This is a genomic window from Escherichia sp. GZ89 (assembly GCF_019366485.1).
In the GTDB taxonomy this organism is placed as follows: domain Bacteria; phylum Pseudomonadota; class Gammaproteobacteria; order Enterobacterales; family Enterobacteriaceae; genus Escherichia; species Escherichia fergusonii.
Map to the genome: position 1 here is coordinate 183,301 of NZ_JAEOHX010000006.1, position 19,555 is coordinate 202,855.

Here is a 19,555-nt window from a genome sequence, read left to right on the forward strand (position 1 = left end):
TTTTTCTTCTCCGCTTTCATGTCCTGTATCGCTAACCTGGGTCATAGTCGCATACCGCTCGGGAAGAGTGATTATCAATCAGGTTATGTCACTCTGGGGCATCATTGTGGCGGTGATACCGTTCACCGCGAGTAATTATCACTATTCGGGTTTATCGATCAGATCATTCAGGGTGTGGGAGTAAGAGGGATATGCTTCGGCTGTTTTTACATATACTGACCGGCAGCCAAAGGATGCCGGTCATTCCGCTTAATGCAGTTCTGGCCAGTACTCTTTGTTCGCTTCAATTAAATCATCAAGAATCGCTTTGGCAACAGAAGCACTTGGAACCGTTTTTGATAAGGTGATCGCTTGCCACAGACGCTGGTATGAGTGCTGCTCCCAGGCATCCACCACCAGTTTTTCTACTGCTACCTGCTGACTCATCAGCCCCTTCTGGAACTGCGGAATGTCACCCACAGTTAGCGGTTCTGGTCCGTTATGTCCTACCAGACAAGGAATTTCCACCATCGCTTCATCATCAAAGTTATGGATCGCGCCGTTGTTAGGCACAATCAATAACATCCGTTCCTGGGTGTTAAAGGCGATGGCTGTTGCCAGATCGACGATATACGAAGCATGCTCATCGATTTCCAGCTCACCGGCAGAAGAGTTACCCGCCGCAGTAATAGCACGGCAAGAGTTAAACACTTGTTTTTCACGGTGATCCATTACCTCATTGGCCCGGGTATAGTCAGGATTGGCGTGTTTAACGACATAGTCAGGAAACAGATAGTATTTCAGGTAGGTGTTCGGCATGGTGTCAGGATCAAGAGCCTGCACAGCTTTCGCTTTGGCAAAAGTATCGTTCCAGCTAGCTTCGGTATGATTATCTGCAGAAGGTGGAACATAACCATATTTCGCTACATATTCGCGTAATTTCGGCATCAAATCATTGCCCTGAAGATCTTCAATAGAAGTCCACCAACCAAAATGATTCAAACCGTAATAACGCACGCGCATCTGTTTGCGATCTTCCAGCCCAACAATTTTCGCCATCCGCCCCTCAATGCCAATGGGCATATCGCAAATATTGAGGATTTTCGCCTGCGGACGCAGTCGACGTGTAGCTTCTGCAACAATAGCTGCCGGGTTCGAGTAGTTGAGCATCCATGCTTCTGGAGAGTATTTCTCCATATAATCGACTAATTCCAGCACTCCACCAATTGAACGCATACCATATGCAATTCCACCTGGCCCACAAGTTTCCTGCCCCAGTACACCGTGGCGCAACGGAATCTTTTCGTCTTTCTCACGCATCGGATATTTGCCCACGCGAATATGCGCCATGACAAAATCAACATCACTAAACGCGGTTTGTGGATCAGTGGAATAACTAAATTCGATCTCTGGTGCTTGTTCCTTAAGAATAATTTTGCACGCCTCAGCAATTACCTGCTGACGCTCGGCATCATTGTCATAGAATTTCAGTGCACGAAGAGGAAAGCGTTGCCGGTTTGCTAATAACATCAATACAATCCCCGGCGTAAATGTACTACCACCGCCCGCGATAACCACTGAGAACTTTTTCATTATACAGCCCCTACTGTTGTTGGTGATTCACTTTGCATCAATGATTCAAGCTGATCGCGTACCTGTGGGACATTCAGACCAATAATGACCTGAATCGCATTTCCACTGCGATAAACGCCATGTGCGCCTGATGCTTTAAATACATCGTCACTTAATGTTTGCGTCATATCGTGGAGTGCAATACGTAAACGCGTCGCGCAATTATTAATACTTTCAATATTCGCTACGCCGCCTAATGCTTTGAGAATTTCTGCGGCCTGTGAAAGTTTACTTTCTGAAGCTGCAACTGTTGTTTGTCCGCGTGCCGCCTTATAATCTGCTTTGCTATACAGTTTCACTTCGCTATTTTCACGTCCTGGCGTCAAAAGATTAAAATGTAAAATAAGGGCACGGAAAACCACAAAATAGAGCAGCGTAAATACCAACCCAATACCTATTTGGGTAAACATCATTCCGGCATGATTGCTGAACATCGGTATCCAGTTTTGCGGTAATACCTGATCAAGTAATCCTCCTCCCATATTTCCAACCACACCACAGAGATACATCACAGTAGCCATAGTGGCAGCCATCAATGCATGAACAGCAAAAAGCAATGGAGAAATAAATAAGAAAGTAAATTCCAGCGGTTCAGTAATCCCTACTAACATAGCTGTTAATGTTGCCGGAACTAATAGCCCGGCGACTTTGGCTTTATTTTCTGGTGATGCTGTTACATACATTGCCAGTGCAATACCAACAGAGCCAAATATTTTTGAGTTTCCGTGCAGGGCAAAGCCGCCTTCCGGGAACAGAGATTTGAGCGGTGCAGTGCTTTGACTAAATTCCATCATATGCTGCGCCCAATAAACCTGGATTCCCCCCTCAACTGCTGCCGGGCCAAAAATAAAAGGACCATAAATAAAGTGATGCAAGCCGGTAGGAATAAGAATGCGTTCAAGAAAGGTATAGACCCAAACACCAAGAGCACCTGCAGAACGTAAAAATGCCTGCATGGATTCAATGCCCATCTGTACTTTTGGCCATCCCCACAGCGTTAACCAGGCACAGGGAATCATTACAAAGAAGGCAACCATCACTACGAAAGATGTGCCCTGAAAGATACCCAGGCATACTGGTAAGGGCTTTTCATATAAATGGTTATGAATACTGGTAACGATGCCAGAAATTATAATGGCACCAATAATACTGGTATCGAGAGTTTTAATACCAGCAATCAAAGTCAAACCACTACCAGGGGTTGGATCAATAGAAAAATCCACTCCATATGTGCTTCCCCATAACGTACCCATGGCATTAATAAAATAGTTCCATGTCAGGAAACTGATTAATACCGCAAGGCAGGCACGTCCAGGAGCTTGTTTTGCCAGACCAATTGGCAGGCCGATAGCAAACAAGAGTGCCATATTACGAAATACCGTCCAGCCACCATCTTCAATTATATGAATTATCTGAGCAAACAGAGAGTTAGGGTCAGTGAGTGCGGCACCTACAAACAAGGGATTTTGTAGCAAAATCGTGATGCCAACGACGATCCCTGCAAAAGGGAATAGTAATACTGGGGTGAACATCGCACCGCCAAAGCGTTGTATTTGACTGAGCATTTCCACTTCCTTAATTTGACGACTATTTTAAAATTCAGCACTATTTAAGCTGCTGATATCAAACTAAAGAGAGAATAAGAAGGAGAGGAAAGAACATATTGTTCAACAGACTCAAATCGTGATCACATTCATGGTTTAAATTCGGTCATTGTTGTCTGTTTTTTGGGTGTTTTGCAGATCTGTATAATAAGATTTTTCTACGTATTAAATAACATCATGAGCAACTCTTTGTTTTAACAATAAACAATTTAAAAATATAATAACATCCAAGAATAATTTTCTTAAAAAAGAGATCTACTCATGATCTATAAAACAATAGCTGAACATCTCAGGCAGCGAGTTAACAGGTCTGATTATGCAATTAATACTCCCTTACCAGGGGAAAAAAAGTTAGCGCAAGAGTATAAGGTCTCGCGTATGACGATCCGCAAGGCGATTGATATTTTGGTGGATTTGGGCCTGGTGGTACGTCGGCATGGCAGCGGCACATTCATTGTGGCGAAAGATATTCACCATGAATGCGAGCAATTATCAGGATTAGTGGAAATCTTGAAACGTCAGGGAAAGAATGTAGTCAGTAACGTACTCACTTTTGAAGTGATGCCTGCCCCACCTTCAATTGCCAGCCAGTTACGCCTGCAAATAAATGAACGTATCTACTATTCTCGTCGTGTACGCTTCGTTGATAACAAATTACTGATGCTGGAAGACAGTTACATGCCAGTAAAACTGTTTCCAAAACTTTCGTTAGCCCATCTGGAAGGTTCAAAATTCGACTATATCGAAAAGGAATGTGGGATCCTGATTGGTGGTAATTATGAAAGCCTGGCCCCCGTGCTCGCTGATAAGCAGTTGGCATTGCTGATGAACGTTCCGCCACAAACGCCGTTATTGCGAATCACTTCATTGTGTTACAGCAATAGTGGCGAGTACCTGAACTATTCGGTGATGTATCGAAACGCCAGTGAATATCAGGTGGATTACCATATTCGGCGCATCCACCCGATGACGATTTAACTCATTCCCCAGAACAAAACCGCCAGCAGCTGTGGCGTGATAATTCGCAAGAACATCACCAACGGATAAACGGTAGCATAGGAGAGCGCCGCCGCACCGCTGGTTGCATGTAAGTTATTGGCAAATGCCAGTGCCGGTGGATCGGTCATCGACCCGGCCAGCATCCCACAAAGAGTCAAATAATTCATTTTGGCGAAAACGCGTGCCAGTACACCCGCCGTAATCAGAGGAATCGCGGTGATAAAAATACCGTACCCAACCCAGCTCAACCCATCGCCTTGAGTCAATGTTTCAATAAAATCGCCCCCGGATTTCAAGCCGACGACCGCAAGAAAGAGCACAATACCCAGTTCGCGGAGTGCCAGGTTAGCGCTCGGCGGCATAAACCAGTACAGTTTGCCGATGCTGCCGATACGCCCCAAAATCAGTGCCATGATCAAAGGGCCACCCGCCAGCCCCAGCTTTAACGCCACCGGAAAGCCCGGTACGAACAACGGGATTGATCCCAGTAAGACTCCAAGCCCGATACCAATAAAAACAGGCAGCATTTGTACTTGTTGCAGTTTTTGTTGAGCATTGCCAAGTACATCCGCCACTGCGTCGATGGCAGAAGGACGGCCCACCAGATTGAGAATATCGCCAAACTGTAAACTTGCCCCGCTGCTGGCAACCAGCTCGACACCCGCCCGGTTAAGTCGAGAGATCACTACGTCGTAGCGCTCTTTAAAATGCAAATCGCGAATACGCTTGCCCAGTACTTTCTCGTTTGTTACTACAACCCGTTCAACACGCAGATCGGTGCCACGCGTAGACAATGACGTATCGACTTCCTGGCCTATGACCAGTTGTGCATTGTGTAGATCTTCTGGTTGTCCAACCAGATGCAGTAAATCACCCTGCTGAATTATGGTGATCGGTGAGGGTACCATCAGTAATTCGTCACGTTTCAGGCGTGAGCAGATAATTTTGTCGCTATTAAGAATGGGAACATCCTGAATCGCCAGATTATTGAGATTCGGGTTTTCGACACGAATATTGATAGTACTAATAAGTGAATGACCGTTCGCCATCGACTGTTCATGCAGCTCTGCTTCTTTATCGACATTGATACGAAAAAACAGGCGAATAAGCCACATAGTCAGCAAAATACCGCAAATACCAAAAGGATACGCCATTGCATAGCTCATCCCCATTTGGTCTACCAGATCGAACGGCATTCCTAAATCACGCAGAATTTGCTGCCCTGCCCCCAGTGCTGGCGTGTTGGTGACTGCTCCCGAAAAAATCCCCAGCACCACCGGCAGTGGAATATCAAATAATTTGTGTAGTAATGCAGTAACCAGTCCGCCAAGAATAACTATCAGAATGGCAAATAAATTAAGTCGTAAGCCAGAAACGCGTAGCGAGGCGAAAAAACCAGGCCCCACCTGAATGCCGATTGTATAAACGAAGAGGATCAGGCCAAATTCCTGAATAAAATGCAGCATATCACTGCTTAATGTTATTCCGGCTTGCTCGACAAAGTGACCAACAATGATGCCGCCAAATAGCACGCCGCCAATACCTAAACCGACACCTCTTACTTTGATATTGCCGATCCACAATCCGACGACCGCCACCAACGCCAGAACACTGACCGTTAATGCTATGCCACTCATCTTCATTTCCCTGAGAATAATACACCTGTATTTAAGGATTTTCTCAGAGTACCAGGCATAAGTATGGGGGGTAAAGCACAAAAAAGCCCCGACACGGTGTCGGGGCAAAGAGAATAGCTAATTAGCTATTTAACGCGGGACGTTCGCTGATAGCGATACGTTGTGGTGCGATAACTTCAGGCTCGTTGCGAGTTAAATCGATATGCAGTAAGCCATTAACAAAGGTCGCACCGGATACTTCCATGTTGTCAGCAAGGGTAAAGCTGAGGCTAAAGGGCTGGTTCACAAGCCCCTGATGCAGCCATTTTGTCTCTTTCTCCGGTTGCTGCGGCGTACCTTTCACGGTAAGGCGTGTATCTTCCTGTTGAATATCCAGATCTTCCTGACGAAAACCTGCCAGCGCGAGGGTAATGCGATAGTGGTTATCGTCACTCTTTTCGATGTTATATGGCGGGAATTTCTGGCCTTCACCGGTATTCTGTAACGCATTCGCCAATTTATCGAAACCGATCCATTGACGCAGCAGCGGGGATAAATCGTAATTAGGCATAGTCATTTCTCCTTCTAAGAAGCGAGTAAGTACCTGCAAATCCGAAGATTCGCATATGCTCCCTGACGGCGAGCATGGAGATGTCAGGCCGCGCCAGGCGGCCTTAGGGAATTAGTTGATTTCGATACGGCGCGGTTTTTTCGCTTCCGGAATCACGCGTTCGAGATCGATATACAGCAGACCATTCACCAGGTTAGCGCCACGAACATGAATGTTCTCAGCTAACTGGAATTTACGTTCAAAGTTGCGTTCAGCGATGCCCTGGTACAGATAGGTGCGCTCTTTTTGTTCGTCGGCATGAGCACCTTTCACCACCAGCAGATTATCCTGGGCGGTAATTTCCAGTTCGCTCTCAGCAAAACCAGCCACTGCGATAGCAATGCGGTAATGGTTTTCGTCTACCAGTTCAACGTTATACGGAGGGTAGCCGCCATTACTCTGGCTCTGGTTGTTTTCTAAGTGGTTAAACAAACGGTCAAATCCAATAGCAGAACGGTAAAGCGGGGATAAATCAAAGTTACGCATAATAAATAGCTCCTGAAATCAGCGAGAATGTAAGACCTTCCACAATGGACAGGTCAGGTAGCCAGAACACCCATCAGGCGCGTCCTCATCGGCTACGATGTAAAAATGGGTCTGGAAATGCACTTTTCAAGCCTTATCAGCGGACTTTTTTTTGCAGTTTATGGTCTATTGCATAGACTGAGGGGGCAGCACGAAACGTTAAAGTGCGATAGCCGCCACAGTGCGACGTAATGATGATGTTATTTTCAGCAAGGGATCGCTATAACTCATCAGGCCAACACCCACGATCAACAGATGAATTTATTATGATAAGAAATGTGTTGTTAGCGTTCATGATATGCAGCGGAATGACATTACTCGGAGGATGCTCCAGCGTGATGTCCCATACCGGGGGGAAAGAAGGAACGTATCCCGGCACCCGCGCCAGCGCCACCATGATTGGCGACGATGAAACCAACTGGGGCACTAAGTCGTTGGCGATCCTCGATATGCCGTTTACCGCTGTGATGGACACGCTTTTACTGCCGTGGGATGTGTTCCGCAAAGACAGCTCGGTGCGCTCACGCGTTGAAAAAAGCGAAGCCAACGCGCAAGCCACCAATGCGGTTATTCCACCGGCCAGAATGCCTGATAACTGATTTAGCGATCAGTTTCGGTGATCCACAGCTGGCCACCTTCCATCCACGCCAGCCATCGACCATCCGGCGAGAAGACCACGGCGTCCGCAGAAGGGGGGTTGACGTGGTTTTCGGTTAAATACTCAACCTCGCCGCTTTGCGCATGGGCGCAAGCAATTCGATTATCCAGCACAAAACCCAACCATTCTCCTGACGGATGCCAGTTAAATGCAGACTGAATATCCGTTTTGTTATGGGTTAACTGGCGTGGCTCGCCGCCCTGTGGCGAGATAAGCCACAGTTGCACAATGCCGTTATCATCACGCATTAAAAACGCGATTTGCGTACCCTGCGGATTACAGCGCACCCAGTGGCGCGGGACGTTGACTAACCCCGGATAAGCCCGATGGTGGGTAAAGGTTAAACGTCGCTGCACGACGCCACGCGGTGGCGCGGGCAGGGTTGTTTCCGTTCCACTTAACGGCGCATCACCTGCTGCTTTCCAGCCAGCTTCATCTTGCGGTAACTCAACGATGAACAGCTCCGGCACTTTCTCGCCCTTTGGCGAAAGTGTGTCGCCAATAAACGCCAGCGCGTGATTTCCTACCCATCCTTCTTCATAAGCACGATTGATTTCATCACTGCCAGGCTGCGGCGTGGGCGTTGTTTTACTTACCAGTACGCACCAGTGGCTGCCGCTGTATTCACGCGGATGCTGCTTTTGTACGTTGACCGGGCCAAACGGTACGGCAACACCGACGTTTCGCAAATCCAGCGCCGGATCGCGTTCATGCATTACATGGTCGTTATAGGTAAAGCTCACCATTTCACCGTTCGGGCTAAAGACATGTACATGGCTGCCGCCGCGCAGCGCTCCTGGCGTATACGGCGTGGTAATATCCATCGCATCGAGATTGCTCACCTTGCCGCTTTCAGCAATCACTCCGCGTCGATGATGGAAATCGTAATGCCATGTTTCATCAGGATTTTCAGGGCCGTGAATAAAGACATATTTCTCTGACTTCGGATGAACGGTCACCACGCCGACGTGTGCGCCCTGTGACGCACGGTAGATAACCTCGACCTCACCGGTATGAATATTCACGCGCTCAATGGTCTCACCGGTAAACGACGCCCCAGAAGGACGCACGTCAAATACCAGCCACTGGCTGTCGGGCGTCCAGGTATTGGTATTGGTGAGCAGGTGATTACGGGGAGCAAAGGTTATCTGTTTCATGGCGCGGTCCTGATACAAAACGGTTCCCGCCATCATACTTCACAAGGACTTCACTTTCAGACAATAGTCTTTTGCCATCGTGATGAATGTGAGTGAAAAGATGGAACATTTCGACGTGGCGATTATTGGCCTCGGCCCGGCAGGGTCGGCGTTGGCGCGAAAGTTAGCAGGCAAAATGCAGGTGATCGCGCTGGATAAAAAGCACCAGTGCGGTACTGAAGGTTTCAACAAGCCTTGCGGCGGTCTGCTGGCACCGGACGCTCAGCGATCTTTTATTCGCGATGGACTGACGCTTCCTGTCGATGTGATCGCCAATCCGCAGATTTTCAGCGTCAAAACCGTCGACGTAGCCGCATCGCTCACGCGTAACTACCAGCGAAGCTATATCAATATTAATCGCCATGCTTTCGACTTATGGATGAAATCGCTGATCCCCGCCAGCGTTGAGGTTTACCACGACAGCCTGTGCCGGAAAATCTGGCATGAGGATGATAAATGGCATGTCATTTTTCGCGCAGACGGCTGGGAGCAACACATTACCGCCCGCTATCTGGTCGGTGCCGATGGTGCAAACTCGATGGTGCGGCGACATCTCTACCCGGATCATCAGATTCGTAAATATGTTGCTATCCAGCAGTGGTTCGCAGAGAAACATCCGGTGCCGTTCTACTCCTGCATCTTTGATAATGCAATAACTGACTGTTATTCATGGAGTATCAGCAAAGACGGTTATTTTATCTTTGGCGGTGCCTATCCAATGAAAGACGGCCAGGCGCGTTTCGCGGCGCTGAAAGAGAAAATGAACGCCTTTCAGTTCCAGTTTGGTAAGGCGGTAAAAAGCGAAAAATGCACGGTGCTGTTTCCCTCACGCTGGCAGGATTTTGTCTGCGGTAAGGACAACGCCTTTCTGATTGGTGAAGCGGCGGGATTAATTAGCGCCAGTTCGCTGGAGGGGATTAGCTATGCGCTGGATAGTGCAGAGATTCTGCGTTCGGTGTTACTGAAGCAGCCGGAGAAGAGCAACGCCGCTTACTGGCGCGCCACCCGCAAACTGCGTCTAAAACTCTTTGGCAAGATAGTAAAAAGCCGATGCCTGACCGCACCGGCTTTAAGAAAGTGGATTATGCGCAGTGGTGTGGCGCATATTCCACAGTTGAAAGATTATCCAACGCGCTTCACATCGCCCACCAGCAGGATGTAAGAGAGCGCGCCAATCAACGCGACGGCGGAGATATAAACCAGTGCAGGCGCGAAACCGTAACCCTGCGCCAGGTACCCCACCACCAGCGGAACGGTGATGCCGCCCAGACCACCGGCGAAGTTAAACACGCCGCCGGTTAAACCAATCAGCCGCATCGGTGCCAGAGAAGAGACTAACGACCAGGTAATCGAAGCAAAACCGTTGCCGAAGAATGCCAGCGCCATCAGGCACATAATCATCATCGGATCGTTGGTGTAGTTAGCACCCATAATGCAGGTGGAGATCAGCAAACCGCAGATAATCGGCGTTTTACGCGCAAAGCCCAGTGAAAAGCCCTTACGTACCAGCAGATCCGCGACCCTGCCTGAGAGCAGGACGCCAACAAACGCCGCAAGGAATGGCACCGTGGTCATAAAGCCCGCTTTCAGCGCCGTGATTCCTTTTTCTTGAGTTAAATAGTTCGGGAACCAGGTTAAGAAGAACCACAGTGTAGAAGCCACCGCAAATTGCCCAAGATAGACGCCGATCAGTTTACGATGGAACACCAGTTTCCAGTCTTTGGCGGTTAGCGGCTGACGCGCCTCTTTTTTCACTGGCGCATCGCCATCCACCAGACCGCCGCCGTCACGAATGTAATCCAGTTCAGCTTTGCTAATGCCTTTGGTCAGGCGCGGCGGCTGATAAACCTTAAACCAAATCAGCGACCAGATAATGCCGATACCTCCGGTGACAATGAACACCCAGTGCCAGCTCAACATTTCCTGAATCCAGATCAGCAGCGGAGTCAGAAACGCCAGACCGACAAACTGACCAGACGTATAAAAACCCACGGCAGAAGCGCGTTCATGTTCCGGGAACCAGCTGGTCACCATCCGGTTATTAGTCGGGAACGCGGGCGCTTCGAAAATACCGGTTATCGCGCGCAGACCAATTAATGACATTAAGCCCGTGGCAAAGCCCTGGAATAACGTCGCCACTGACCAGCCAAATATCGCAATAAAATAAGTCACGCGAGAACCTACGCGATCTAAAAACCAACCGCCGGGGATCTGACATAAGGTATAAAGCCAGGCGAAGGCCGAAAAGACATAGCCCATTTGCGCTTTGGTAATGCCGAACTCTTCCTGAATATGGGCGGAAGCCACGGCAAGGTTAGCGCGGTCAACATAACAAATGACCACCGTAATAAAGATCATCACCAGCGTCAGATAACGCCGACGCCCCGGTTTTGCTGCATTAACGGGAATATCCATAGCGAGCTTTCTCCAGATTTTGGGCATAGCGAAGCCGCTCACCATGCCCTGTAATTTACAGAGGGTTATATTTTTGTATTGCTGTTTTAGTGCCCGATGAGGGGCTTACGTGGCAGGAATTACCACTCTGCTACGCTGTTATCTTCATGACGCCAGAGCGGATTACGCCAGTCCGGGGCATTTTTACTGAACTCAATGACTTTGGCTTCGTCGATTTCCACGCCTAAGCCCGGTTTCGTTAATGGTTTAAAGAAGCCGCCGACCATGCTGAAGTCTTCTTTATTTTTCACAAAGTCGAGTAACTCCGCGCCTTTGTTGTAATGAATGCCCATACTTTGTTCCTGAAGTACCGCGTTATAGGAAACAAAGTCGATATGCAGGCAAGCCGCCAGTGCAATCGGGCCGAGCGGACAGTGCGGCGCAAGGGTCACGTCATAGGCTTCCGCCATTCCGGCAATTTTGTAGCATTCGGTAATACCGCCTGCGTGGGAGAGATCCGGTTGCAGAATCGAAATACCGCCAGCTTCCAGCACACGTTTAAAATCGAAACGTGAGAACATGCGCTCACCCGCCGCCAGTGGGATGTGAGTTTGTGCTGCCAGTTTCGGGTAGTATTCGGCTTGTTCCGCCAGCACCGGCTCTTCAATAAACAGAGGGCGATACGGTTCCAGTTCTTTAATCAGCACTTTCGCCATCGGCGCGCTGACGCGACCGTGGAAATCAAGACCAAACTCAATCTGATTGCCAAAAGCTTCACGAATTTGTGCCACGGTGTTGACCGCCGCATCTACCGCGCGGGAGTTATCAATCAATCCCAGTTCTTCACAACCGTTCAGTTTGAAGGTATCGAAGCCGATTTCGCGTAGCGTTTTAATGCCGTCGATAACATCCGCCGGACGATCGCCGCCGACCCAACTGTAGGCTTTAATTTTGTCGCGAACCAGGCCGCCCATCAGTTGCCAGACCGGCGCATTCAGCACTTTACCTTTGATATCCCATAACGCCTGGTCGATCCCGGCGATGGCGCTCATCAGAATCGGACCGCCACGATAAAATCCGGCGCGATACATCACTTGCCATAAGTCATTGATGCGCGATGGATCCTGACCAATCAAATAGTCACCCAGCTCGTGAACTGCCGCTTCCACCGTGCGGGCGCGGCCTTCGATCACGGGCTCGCCCCAACCGACCACGCCTTCATCAGTTTCAATTTTCAGGAACATCCAGCGGGGAGGTAAACGATACGTAGTAATGTTGGTGATTTTCATTGCACTGCCTCTCGATACGCCTTAACAAATGCTGCTGCCTGCTGCGCGGTGCGTTCTACTGATTGCCCGGCGCGATAGAGATCGCTGCCTAAGCCCGCCCCTGCACAACCTGCGTCTATCCACTGCGCCAGGTTTTCTGGCGTCACACCGCCTACGGCAAAGACCGGGATGTCCTGCGGTAATACCGCTTTTAACGCTTTGATGTATTGCGGCCCAAAAGCCGATGACGGGAATATTTTCAGCGCCTGCGCGCCCGCGTCGATCGCGGTAAAGGCTTCTGTCGCCGTCGCGCAGCCGGGGCAAACGGTCATGCCATAGCCCCCCGCGCGGCGGATCACTTCACTATGGATATTGGGCGTAACGATGAGCTGACAGCCCATCCTGGCGAGCGCATCGACCTGTTCAGGTTTCAGTACCGTACCTGCGCCAATCAACGCTTTATCGCCATACGCATCAACGATGGCGGGAATGCTTTGTTCCCATAGTGGAGAGTTCAGCGGGATTTCTATCGCGTCGAACCCAGCGTCAATCACCGCGCCAACATGCGCCAGCGCCTCGTCGGGCGTAATACCGCGCAAAATGGCGATCAGCGGGAGTTTAGTTTGCCACTGCATGAGCGATGCTCCTTATACCAGCCTGAAATGCCGTGTCGCCCGCCACCGCCGTCACCTCGCAACCCATCGACTGAAAGGCTTGCTGGTAGCGTGCAGTCAGCGATGTTCCGGCGACAAGGGTGATGGCGTGTTGATGGGCCACGTAGTCGCGCATACTGGCGACCTCTGCGCCAATCAACAATCCAGAGAGAAATTCGCTGACCTGTTCACGGGGAAGTGTTCCCAGCACATGCGAGGCACGAACTTCAAAAAGCTGCGGCAATATGGCGGGCGCATTGAGACCACGCTCAAGGCCAGCCGCGAAGGCATCGGCAGAGTTTTCCTGCGGCGGTAAACCTGCGCCAATCAATGAGTGATTTAACAGTAAATGATGTAATTCACCGGTCATCACGGTGCGAAAATCGTTGATTTGCTGGCTATCGGCCTGCACCCATTTGCAATGCGTACCGGGCATGACATAAAGAGAGGAAGGAGCCAAAGCACGCGCGCCGATCAATTGTGTTTCTTCGCCGCGCATCACATTGTGGTTATCATCATGAGAAACGCATAATCCGGGAATAATCCAGATATTGTCGCCAACAGACGTTAATTGTTCGCCAATAGACGCAAAACGGGCAGGAACAGATAAATACGGCGCAACTTTCCAGCCGACATTGCTGCCAACCATTCCTGCCATCACCACTGGCGTATTCTCTTCACGCCAGTCGGTCGTCACTTCTGCTAACACCGCAGCCGGAGATTTTCCGTTCAGACGCGTAACGCCTGCTGTCCAGGCAGTGGTCGCCCTGATAAAGCCAGGCGCGCAGATTGGTCGATCCCCAGTCAATTGCGATGTAGCGAGCTGTCATGTGATTTCCTTTAACCTTCGTGTCGAGCTGGCGATCATGGTAAGCGCCGCCTGCTCTGCCGCATCGCCGTCCTGATGCCGTATCGCATCGAACAGCGCCTTATGTTCCTGGAGCGTTTGCGGCATGTTGGCCTCATCGCCCATCCAGGTTCGTTCAAAAACCGCCCGCTGTAATGAACTAATCGCAATGCTAAGTTGCTGTAACACCGGGTTATGCACTGATTGCAGTACCGCCTCGTGATAGCGAATATCCGCTTCGTTAAACGCTTCGCGGTCCTGATTGTTGGCGATCATCTCGTTCAGCGCTGATTCAATCTGCGCCAGATCGCTGGAAGTCGCGCGCTCTGCCGCCCAACGGGCAATCGCCGGTTCCACCAGATTTCGCACTTCGCTCATTGCACTGATAAGCCGTGGGTCGTAGTCGTTTTCCAGCACCCATTGCAGTACGTCAGTATCGAGGTAATTCCACTGATTACGCGGTGCCACAAACGCCCCGCGATAACGTTTCATTTCAATCAGCCGCTTCGCCATCAGCGAACGAAAAACCTCACGGATGATGTTGCGCGAGGTTGCAAACTCCTCACAAAGTTCCGCTTCGGCCGGAAGCGGCGAGCCTGGCACGTATTTGCCGTGAACGATCTGTTTACCCAGCGTAATGACGATGCGATCGGTTTTATTGAGAGTCATGGAGAGTCCTTGTGCTCTGTATGTACTTCTCTACTTTACCCCGATCGATGCATAACGCGGCAATTTTGTAGTACCAGCGTGATGACGTTCGCGTTTGCCGCGTGTGTAATGTAGTACAAATTTATATTGTTGTACTACAATTTAGATCACAAAAAGAACAATGCATAAAAAAATGACATGCGTCGGGCAGAAATCTGAAAAGGGATATCAGGCGCTAAACAGGAGGGAAAGAAGAGTATGCTTTCAACGGCTTAGCTACTCGTTTAAAGGATTAGTCATGAGGTTGAATTTTAAGGGATTTTTTAAGGCTGCCAGTTTATTCCCACTGGCGCTGATGCTTTCAGGCTGTATCTCGTATGCTCTGGTTTCCCATACCGCAAAGGGTACTTCAGGAAAGTATCAATCGCAGTCAGACACCATCACGGGGCTATCGCAGGCAAAAGATAGTAATGGAATAAAAGGCTATGTTTTTGTAGGGGAATCGCTGGATTACCTTATCACTGATGGTGCCGATGACATCGTTAAGATGCTCAATGATCCAGCACTTAACCGGCACAATATTCAGGTTGCCGATGACGCAAGATTTGTTTTAAATGCGGGGAAAAAGAAATTTACCGGCACAATATCGCTTTACTACTACTGGAATAACGAAGAAGAAAAGGCACTGGCAACGCATTATGGTTTTGCCTGTGGTGTTCAACACTGTACCAGGTCACTGGAAAACCTAAAAGGCACAATCCATGAGAAAAATAAAAACATGGATTACTCAAAGATGATGGCGTTCTACCATCCATTTAAAGTGCGATTTTATGAATACTATTCACCCAGAGGCATTCCGGATGGTGTTTCCGCAGCATTACTGCCAGTGACTGTTACGCTGGACATCATTACTGCACCGCTGCAATTTCTGGTTGTATATGCAGTAAACCAATAATCAGTAAGCGGGCAAACGCGTTTATGCTGTTTGCCCGTCCACTGATTAATTCAGCACATACTTTTCAATAGCAAATGCCACGCCATCTTCAAGGTTGGATTTGGTGACAAAGTTCGCCACTTCTTTCACCGAAGGAATAGCGTTATCCATTGCCACACCAACACCTGCGTATTCAATCATTGCGATGTCGTTTTCCTGATCGCCAATCGCCATGACCTCTTCCGGCTTAATGCCTAACACGTCGGCCAGTGATTTCACACCCGTACCTTTGTTAACGCGTTTATCGAGGATTTCGAGGAAGTACGGCGCACTTTTCAGCACAGTGTATTTTTCTTTCACTTCCTGCGGAATACGCGCAATGGCCTGGTCGAGGATGGCGGGTTCATCAATCATCATCACTTTCAGGAACTGAGTATTGGGGTCCATTTTCTCCGCTTCGCAGAACACCAGCGGAATAGTGGCAACGAAAGATTCATGCACCGTGTAGTAGCTGATATCACGGTTGGCGGTGTACAGCGTGGTGCGGTCCAGGGCGTGGAAATGAGAACCCACTTCGCGAGAGAGTTTTTCCAGGAAACGGTAGTCTTCATAGCTCAGAGCGGTTTGCGCCACGGTGCTACCATCGGCGGCCTTCTGTACCAGCGCGCCGTTATAAGTAATGCAGTAATCGCCCGGCTGTTCCATATGCAGCTCTTTCAGGTAGTTGTGAACACCTGCATAAGGGCGACCCGTCGTTAGCACGACATTCACGTCACGGGCACGAGCTGCGGCAATCGCGTTTTTAACAGCGGGTGAAATGGTGTGATCGGGCAGCAGAAGGGTGCCATCCATATCGATAGCAATGAGTTTGATAGCCATGAGTTCCCCAGATAGATTGGTTCCTGACCCATGCTAACGCGATTCCGCTCAAAAATCAGTACAACACCTGAGGGAAAAGGGGGATGCAACGCGCGTTGCATGCTCCCCTTTTGCTTAGCGGAAGAGTTTCCCTTTCAGCAGTTCCATGCCTGCGGAAAGCAGATCGTTATTGGCTTGCGAAGACACTTCACCCTGCGGTGAGAGAGCATCAATAATCTTTGGCAGTTGCTCTGCCAGCAAGCTGGAAGCCGTACTGGTATCTACACCCAGTTTTTGCCCGAGATCGGACACCGCATTTGTGCCGAGCGCCGACTCCAGTTGCTCGCCACTCACCGGCTGATTGCCCTGTTGATTACTCAACCAGGTTGAGAGAATGGCACCTAAGCCGCCACTTTGCAGTTTTTCCAACAGCACCTGAATGCCGCCCTGTTCCTCAACCCAACTCAAAATAGCCTGATATTTCCCCGCATCGCCTTTCAGAAAGGCGCCGACAACATCATCAAAAAGCCCCATGATAATCACCTGTAAAGCGTTACGTGTTGACTCAAAAAGTATAGTTCTGCGGGATGATAATTGCGGATTGCAGAAATAAAAAGGGCGGAGATGATCTCCGCCCTTTCTTATAACTTCATGCCTGATAAGCGTAGCGCATCATGCACGCTCGCATTGTTAACGCCATTAAATATCGATATTCGCCGCTTTCAGGGCATTCTCTTCGATAAACGCACGACGCGGTTCAACGGCGTCGCCCATCAGCGTGGTGAACAACTGATCGGCAGCAATCGCATCTTTAACGGTAACGCGCAGCATACGACGGCTTTCCGGGTCCATGGTGGTTTCCCACAGCTGTTCCGGGTTCATCTCACCCAGACCTTTATAACGCTGGATGGAGAGGCCGCGACGGGACTCTTTCACCAGCCAGTCCAGCGCCTGTTCGAAGCTGGCTACCGGCTGACGACGCTCACCACGTTCGATAAACGCATCTTCTTCCAGCAGACCACGCAATTTCTCGCCCAGCGTGCAGATACGACGATATTCGCCGCCGGTGATAAACTCGTGATCCAGCGGATAGTCAGTATCCACACCGTGGGTACGCACGCGAACAATCGGTTCAAACAGGTTTTGATCAGCATTGGTGTGGACATCAAACTTCCACTGGCTGCCGTGCTGTTCTTTGTCGTTCAGTTCGCTGACCAGCGCGTTCACCCAACGGGTAACGGTCTGCTCATCAGAGAGGTCGGCTTCCGTCAGCGTCGGCTGATAGATAAGCTCTTTCAGCATTGCTTTCGGATAACGACGCTCCATGCGGTTGATCATTTTCTGCGTCGCGTTGTACTCAGACACCAGTTTCTCTAACGCTTCGCCAGCCAATGCCGGTGCACTGGCGTTGGTGTGCAGCGTTGCGCCATCCAGCGCGATAGAGATCTGGTACTGATCCATCGCTTCGTCGTCTTTAATGTACTGTTCCTGCTTACCTTTCTTCACTTTGTACAGCGGCGGCTGAGCGATGTAGACGTGACCGCGTTCAACGATTTCCGGCATCTGACGATAGAAGAAGGTCAACAGCAGCGTACGAATGTGCGAGCCGTCGACGTCCGCATCGGTCATGATGATGATGCTGTGGTAACGCAGTTTGTCCGGGTTGTACTCGTCACGACCGATACCACAACCAAGCGCGGTGATCAGCGTCGCCACTTCCTGGGAAGAGAGCATCTTATCGAAGCGCGCTTTCTCGACGTTGAGGATTTTACCCTTCAGCGGCAGAATCGCCTGGTTCTTGCGGTTACGCCCCTGTTTTGCAGAGCCGCCCGCGGAGTCCCCTTCCACAAGGTACAGTTCAGAGAGCGCCGGGTCGCGTTCCTGACAGTCCGCCAGTTTGCCCGGCAGGCCGGCTAAATCCAGCGCACCTTTACGACGGGTCATTTCACGAGCGCGACGCGCAGCTTCACGGGCACGAGCAGCATCGATAATTTTGCCAACCACGATTTTCGCGTCGGTTGGGTTTTCCAGCAGGTATTCCGCCAGCAGTTCGTTCATCTGCTGTTCAACCGCCGATTTCACCTCAGAAGAAACCAGTTTGTCTTTGGTCTGAGAGGAGAATTTCGGGTCCGGCACTTTTACGGAAACGACGGCAATCAGGCCTTCACGCGCATCGTCACCAGTGGCGCTGACTTTGGCTTTTTTGCTGTAGCCTTCTTTATCCATGTAGGCGTTCAGAGTACGGGTCATCGCCGCACGGAAGCCTGCCAGGTGAGTACCGCCATCACGCTGCGGAATGTTGTTGGTAAAGCAGTAGATGTTTTCCTGGAAGCCATCATTCCACTGCAATGCAACTTCAACGCCGATACCGTCTTTTTCGGTGGAGAAGTAGAAGATATTCGGGTGGATCGGCGTTTTGTTTTTGTTCAGATACTCAACGAACGCCTTGATACCGCCTTCATAGTGGAAGTGGTCTTCTTTGCCGTCGCGCTTGTCGCGCAGACGAATGGAAACGCCAGAGTTGAGGAACGACAACTCACGCAGGCGTTTCGCCAGAATGTCATATTCGAATTCGGTCACATTGGTGAAGGTTTCGAGGCTTGGCCAGAAACGCACCATGGTGCCGGTTTTTTCAGTCTCGCCGGTAACCGCCAGCGGAGCCTGCGGTACACCGTGTTCGTAGATCTGACGGTGAATTTTACCCTCGCGCTGGATAACCAGCTCCAGTTTTTGCGACAGGGCGTTTACTACCGAAACACCAACGCCGTGCAGACCGCCGGACACTTTATAGGAGTTATCGTCAAATTTACCGCCTGCGTGCAGGACGGTCATGATCACTTCCGCCGCCGATACGCCCTCTTCCGGGTGAATACCGGTCGGAATGCCGCGCCCGTCATCCTGTACAGAGACAGAGTTATCGGCGTGAATGGTGACGATAATTTCTTTACAGTGACCCGCGAGCGCTTCGTCGATAGCGTTATCTACCACCTCGAATACCATGTGGTGCAGACCGGTGCCGTCATCCGTGTCGCCGATATACATACCCGGGCGCTTACGCACCGCATCCAGCCCTTTCAGGACTTTGATACTGGAGGAGTCATAAGAATTCGACATCAACGTTTCTCGCTCATTTA

Annotated in this window: 17 protein-coding genes, 1 pseudogene and 1 other annotated feature; of the genes and pseudogenes, 4 read left to right on the forward strand and 14 right to left on the reverse strand. The window is 50.0% G+C overall.

What is annotated here, in order from left to right; genetic code table 11:
• Positions 1 to 249: 249 nt before the first annotated feature.
• The gene (locus K0335_RS12185; protein WP_181198593.1) at positions 250 to 1,572 is read right to left on the reverse strand and encodes a 6-phospho-alpha-glucosidase; all 1,323 of its coding nucleotides are present in this window, start codon (positions 1,570 to 1,572) and stop codon (positions 250 to 252) included.
• A complete protein-coding gene (locus K0335_RS12190) occupies positions 1,572 to 3,176 on the reverse strand; it encodes an alpha-glucoside-specific PTS transporter subunit IIBC (protein WP_000951100.1) in 1,605 nt (534 codons plus the stop codon). Before K0335_RS12190 ends, K0335_RS12185 begins: the two co-directional genes overlap by 1 nt.
• A gap of 300 nt (positions 3,177 to 3,476) precedes the next feature.
• Between K0335_RS12190 and K0335_RS12195 the strand changes: the two genes are divergently transcribed.
• Positions 3,477 to 4,193 carry a GntR family transcriptional regulator gene (locus K0335_RS12195; protein ID WP_015953895.1) on the forward strand — a complete coding sequence of 239 codons (717 nt, stop codon included), beginning with the start codon at positions 3,477 to 3,479 and terminating at the stop codon, positions 4,191 to 4,193.
• On the opposite strand, the gene K0335_RS12200 is transcribed toward K0335_RS12195, so the two are convergent.
• From K0335_RS12200 to ibpA, 3 genes are all read right to left on the reverse strand, one after another.
• Positions 4,190 to 5,851, reverse strand: a complete 1,662-nt coding sequence (locus K0335_RS12200) for a putative transporter (RefSeq protein WP_000014149.1) — start codon at positions 5,849 to 5,851, stop codon at positions 4,190 to 4,192. The genes K0335_RS12195 and K0335_RS12200 overlap by 4 nt on opposite strands.
• A gap of 121 nt (positions 5,852 to 5,972) precedes the next feature.
• Positions 5,973 to 6,401: a small heat shock chaperone IbpB gene (ibpB, locus tag K0335_RS12205; protein ID WP_001134430.1), complete on the reverse strand. Its 429-nt coding sequence runs from the start codon at positions 6,399 to 6,401 to the stop codon at positions 5,973 to 5,975.
• A 111-nt stretch (positions 6,402 to 6,512) separates the two neighbouring features.
• Positions 6,513 to 6,926 carry a small heat shock chaperone IbpA gene (gene ibpA / locus K0335_RS12210; RefSeq protein WP_001243437.1) on the reverse strand — a complete coding sequence of 138 codons (414 nt, stop codon included), beginning with the start codon at positions 6,924 to 6,926 and terminating at the stop codon, positions 6,513 to 6,515.
• Positions 6,920 to 6,992, reverse strand: a sequence feature (ROSE (Repression Of Heat Shock gene Expression) occurs in the 5'-region of heat shock genes and acts as an RNA thermometer to modulate expression.). Its footprint overlaps the gene before it by 7 nt.
• A 239-nt stretch (positions 6,993 to 7,231) precedes the next feature.
• On the opposite strand from ibpA, the gene K0335_RS12215 reads away from it, so the two are divergent.
• A complete protein-coding gene (locus tag K0335_RS12215; RefSeq protein ID WP_000620888.1) occupies positions 7,232 to 7,564 on the forward strand; it encodes a YceK/YidQ family lipoprotein in 333 nt (110 codons plus the stop codon).
• 1 nt (position 7,565) lies between these two features.
• On the opposite strand, the gene K0335_RS12220 is transcribed toward K0335_RS12215, so the two are convergent.
• Entirely contained in the window at positions 7,566 to 8,780 is a 1,215-nt protein-coding gene (locus K0335_RS12220) for a DUF3748 domain-containing protein (RefSeq protein ID WP_204162582.1), read from the reverse strand.
• A gap of 100 nt (positions 8,781 to 8,880) precedes the next feature.
• Between K0335_RS12220 and cbrA the strand changes: the two genes are divergently transcribed.
• A complete protein-coding gene (gene cbrA, locus K0335_RS12225; protein WP_104918126.1) occupies positions 8,881 to 9,981 on the forward strand; it encodes a colicin M resistance lipid reductase CbrA in 1,101 nt (366 codons plus the stop codon).
• Here the strand turns inward: cbrA and K0335_RS12230 are convergent.
• From K0335_RS12230 to dgoR, 5 genes and pseudogenes are all read right to left on the reverse strand, one after another.
• Positions 9,942 to 11,279 (reverse strand): MFS transporter, encoded by a 1,338-nt coding sequence (locus tag K0335_RS12230; protein WP_219393843.1) that lies wholly within the window; start codon positions 11,277 to 11,279, stop codon positions 9,942 to 9,944. The two genes, cbrA and K0335_RS12230, sit on opposite strands and share 40 nt — an antisense overlap.
• 74 nt (positions 11,280 to 11,353) lie before the next feature.
• The gene (gene dgoD, locus K0335_RS12235) at positions 11,354 to 12,502 is read right to left on the reverse strand and encodes a galactonate dehydratase (protein ID WP_000705257.1); all 1,149 of its coding nucleotides are present in this window, start codon (positions 12,500 to 12,502) and stop codon (positions 11,354 to 11,356) included.
• Complete coding sequence (gene dgoA / locus K0335_RS12240) at positions 12,499 to 13,116, reverse strand: 2-dehydro-3-deoxy-6-phosphogalactonate aldolase (protein ID WP_104919993.1); 618 nt, start codon at positions 13,114 to 13,116, stop codon at positions 12,499 to 12,501. The genes dgoD and dgoA overlap by 4 nt, the downstream gene beginning before the upstream one ends.
• A pseudogene (dgoK, locus tag K0335_RS12245) lies at positions 13,100 to 13,964 on the reverse strand (2-dehydro-3-deoxygalactonokinase). Before dgoK ends, dgoA begins: the two are co-directional and overlap by 17 nt.
• A complete protein-coding gene (gene dgoR, locus K0335_RS12250; RefSeq protein WP_000174305.1) occupies positions 13,961 to 14,650 on the reverse strand; it encodes a D-galactonate utilization transcriptional regulator DgoR in 690 nt (229 codons plus the stop codon). The pseudogene dgoK and the gene dgoR overlap by 4 nt, the downstream one beginning before the upstream one ends.
• Positions 14,651 to 14,927: 277 nt before the next feature.
• Here dgoR and yidX point away from each other — a divergent pair, with 277 nt between their 5' ends.
• A complete protein-coding gene (gene yidX, locus K0335_RS12255) occupies positions 14,928 to 15,584 on the forward strand; it encodes a protein YidX (protein WP_104920049.1) in 657 nt (218 codons plus the stop codon).
• A gap of 45 nt (positions 15,585 to 15,629) precedes the next feature.
• On the opposite strand, the gene yidA is transcribed toward yidX, so the two are convergent.
• The 3 genes from yidA to gyrB form a co-directional block, all read right to left on the reverse strand.
• A complete protein-coding gene (yidA, locus tag K0335_RS12260) occupies positions 15,630 to 16,442 on the reverse strand; it encodes a sugar-phosphatase (protein WP_104919992.1) in 813 nt (270 codons plus the stop codon).
• A gap of 114 nt (positions 16,443 to 16,556) precedes the next feature.
• Positions 16,557 to 16,955: a YidB family protein gene (locus K0335_RS12265; protein ID WP_001355061.1), complete on the reverse strand. Its 399-nt coding sequence runs from the start codon at positions 16,953 to 16,955 to the stop codon at positions 16,557 to 16,559.
• Positions 16,956 to 17,120: 165 nt separating this feature from the next.
• On the reverse strand, positions 17,121 to 19,535 hold the full coding sequence (gyrB, locus tag K0335_RS12270) for a DNA topoisomerase (ATP-hydrolyzing) subunit B (protein WP_001353554.1): 2,415 nt from the start codon (positions 19,533 to 19,535) through the stop codon (positions 17,121 to 17,123).
• Positions 19,536 to 19,555 lie beyond the last annotated feature (20 nt).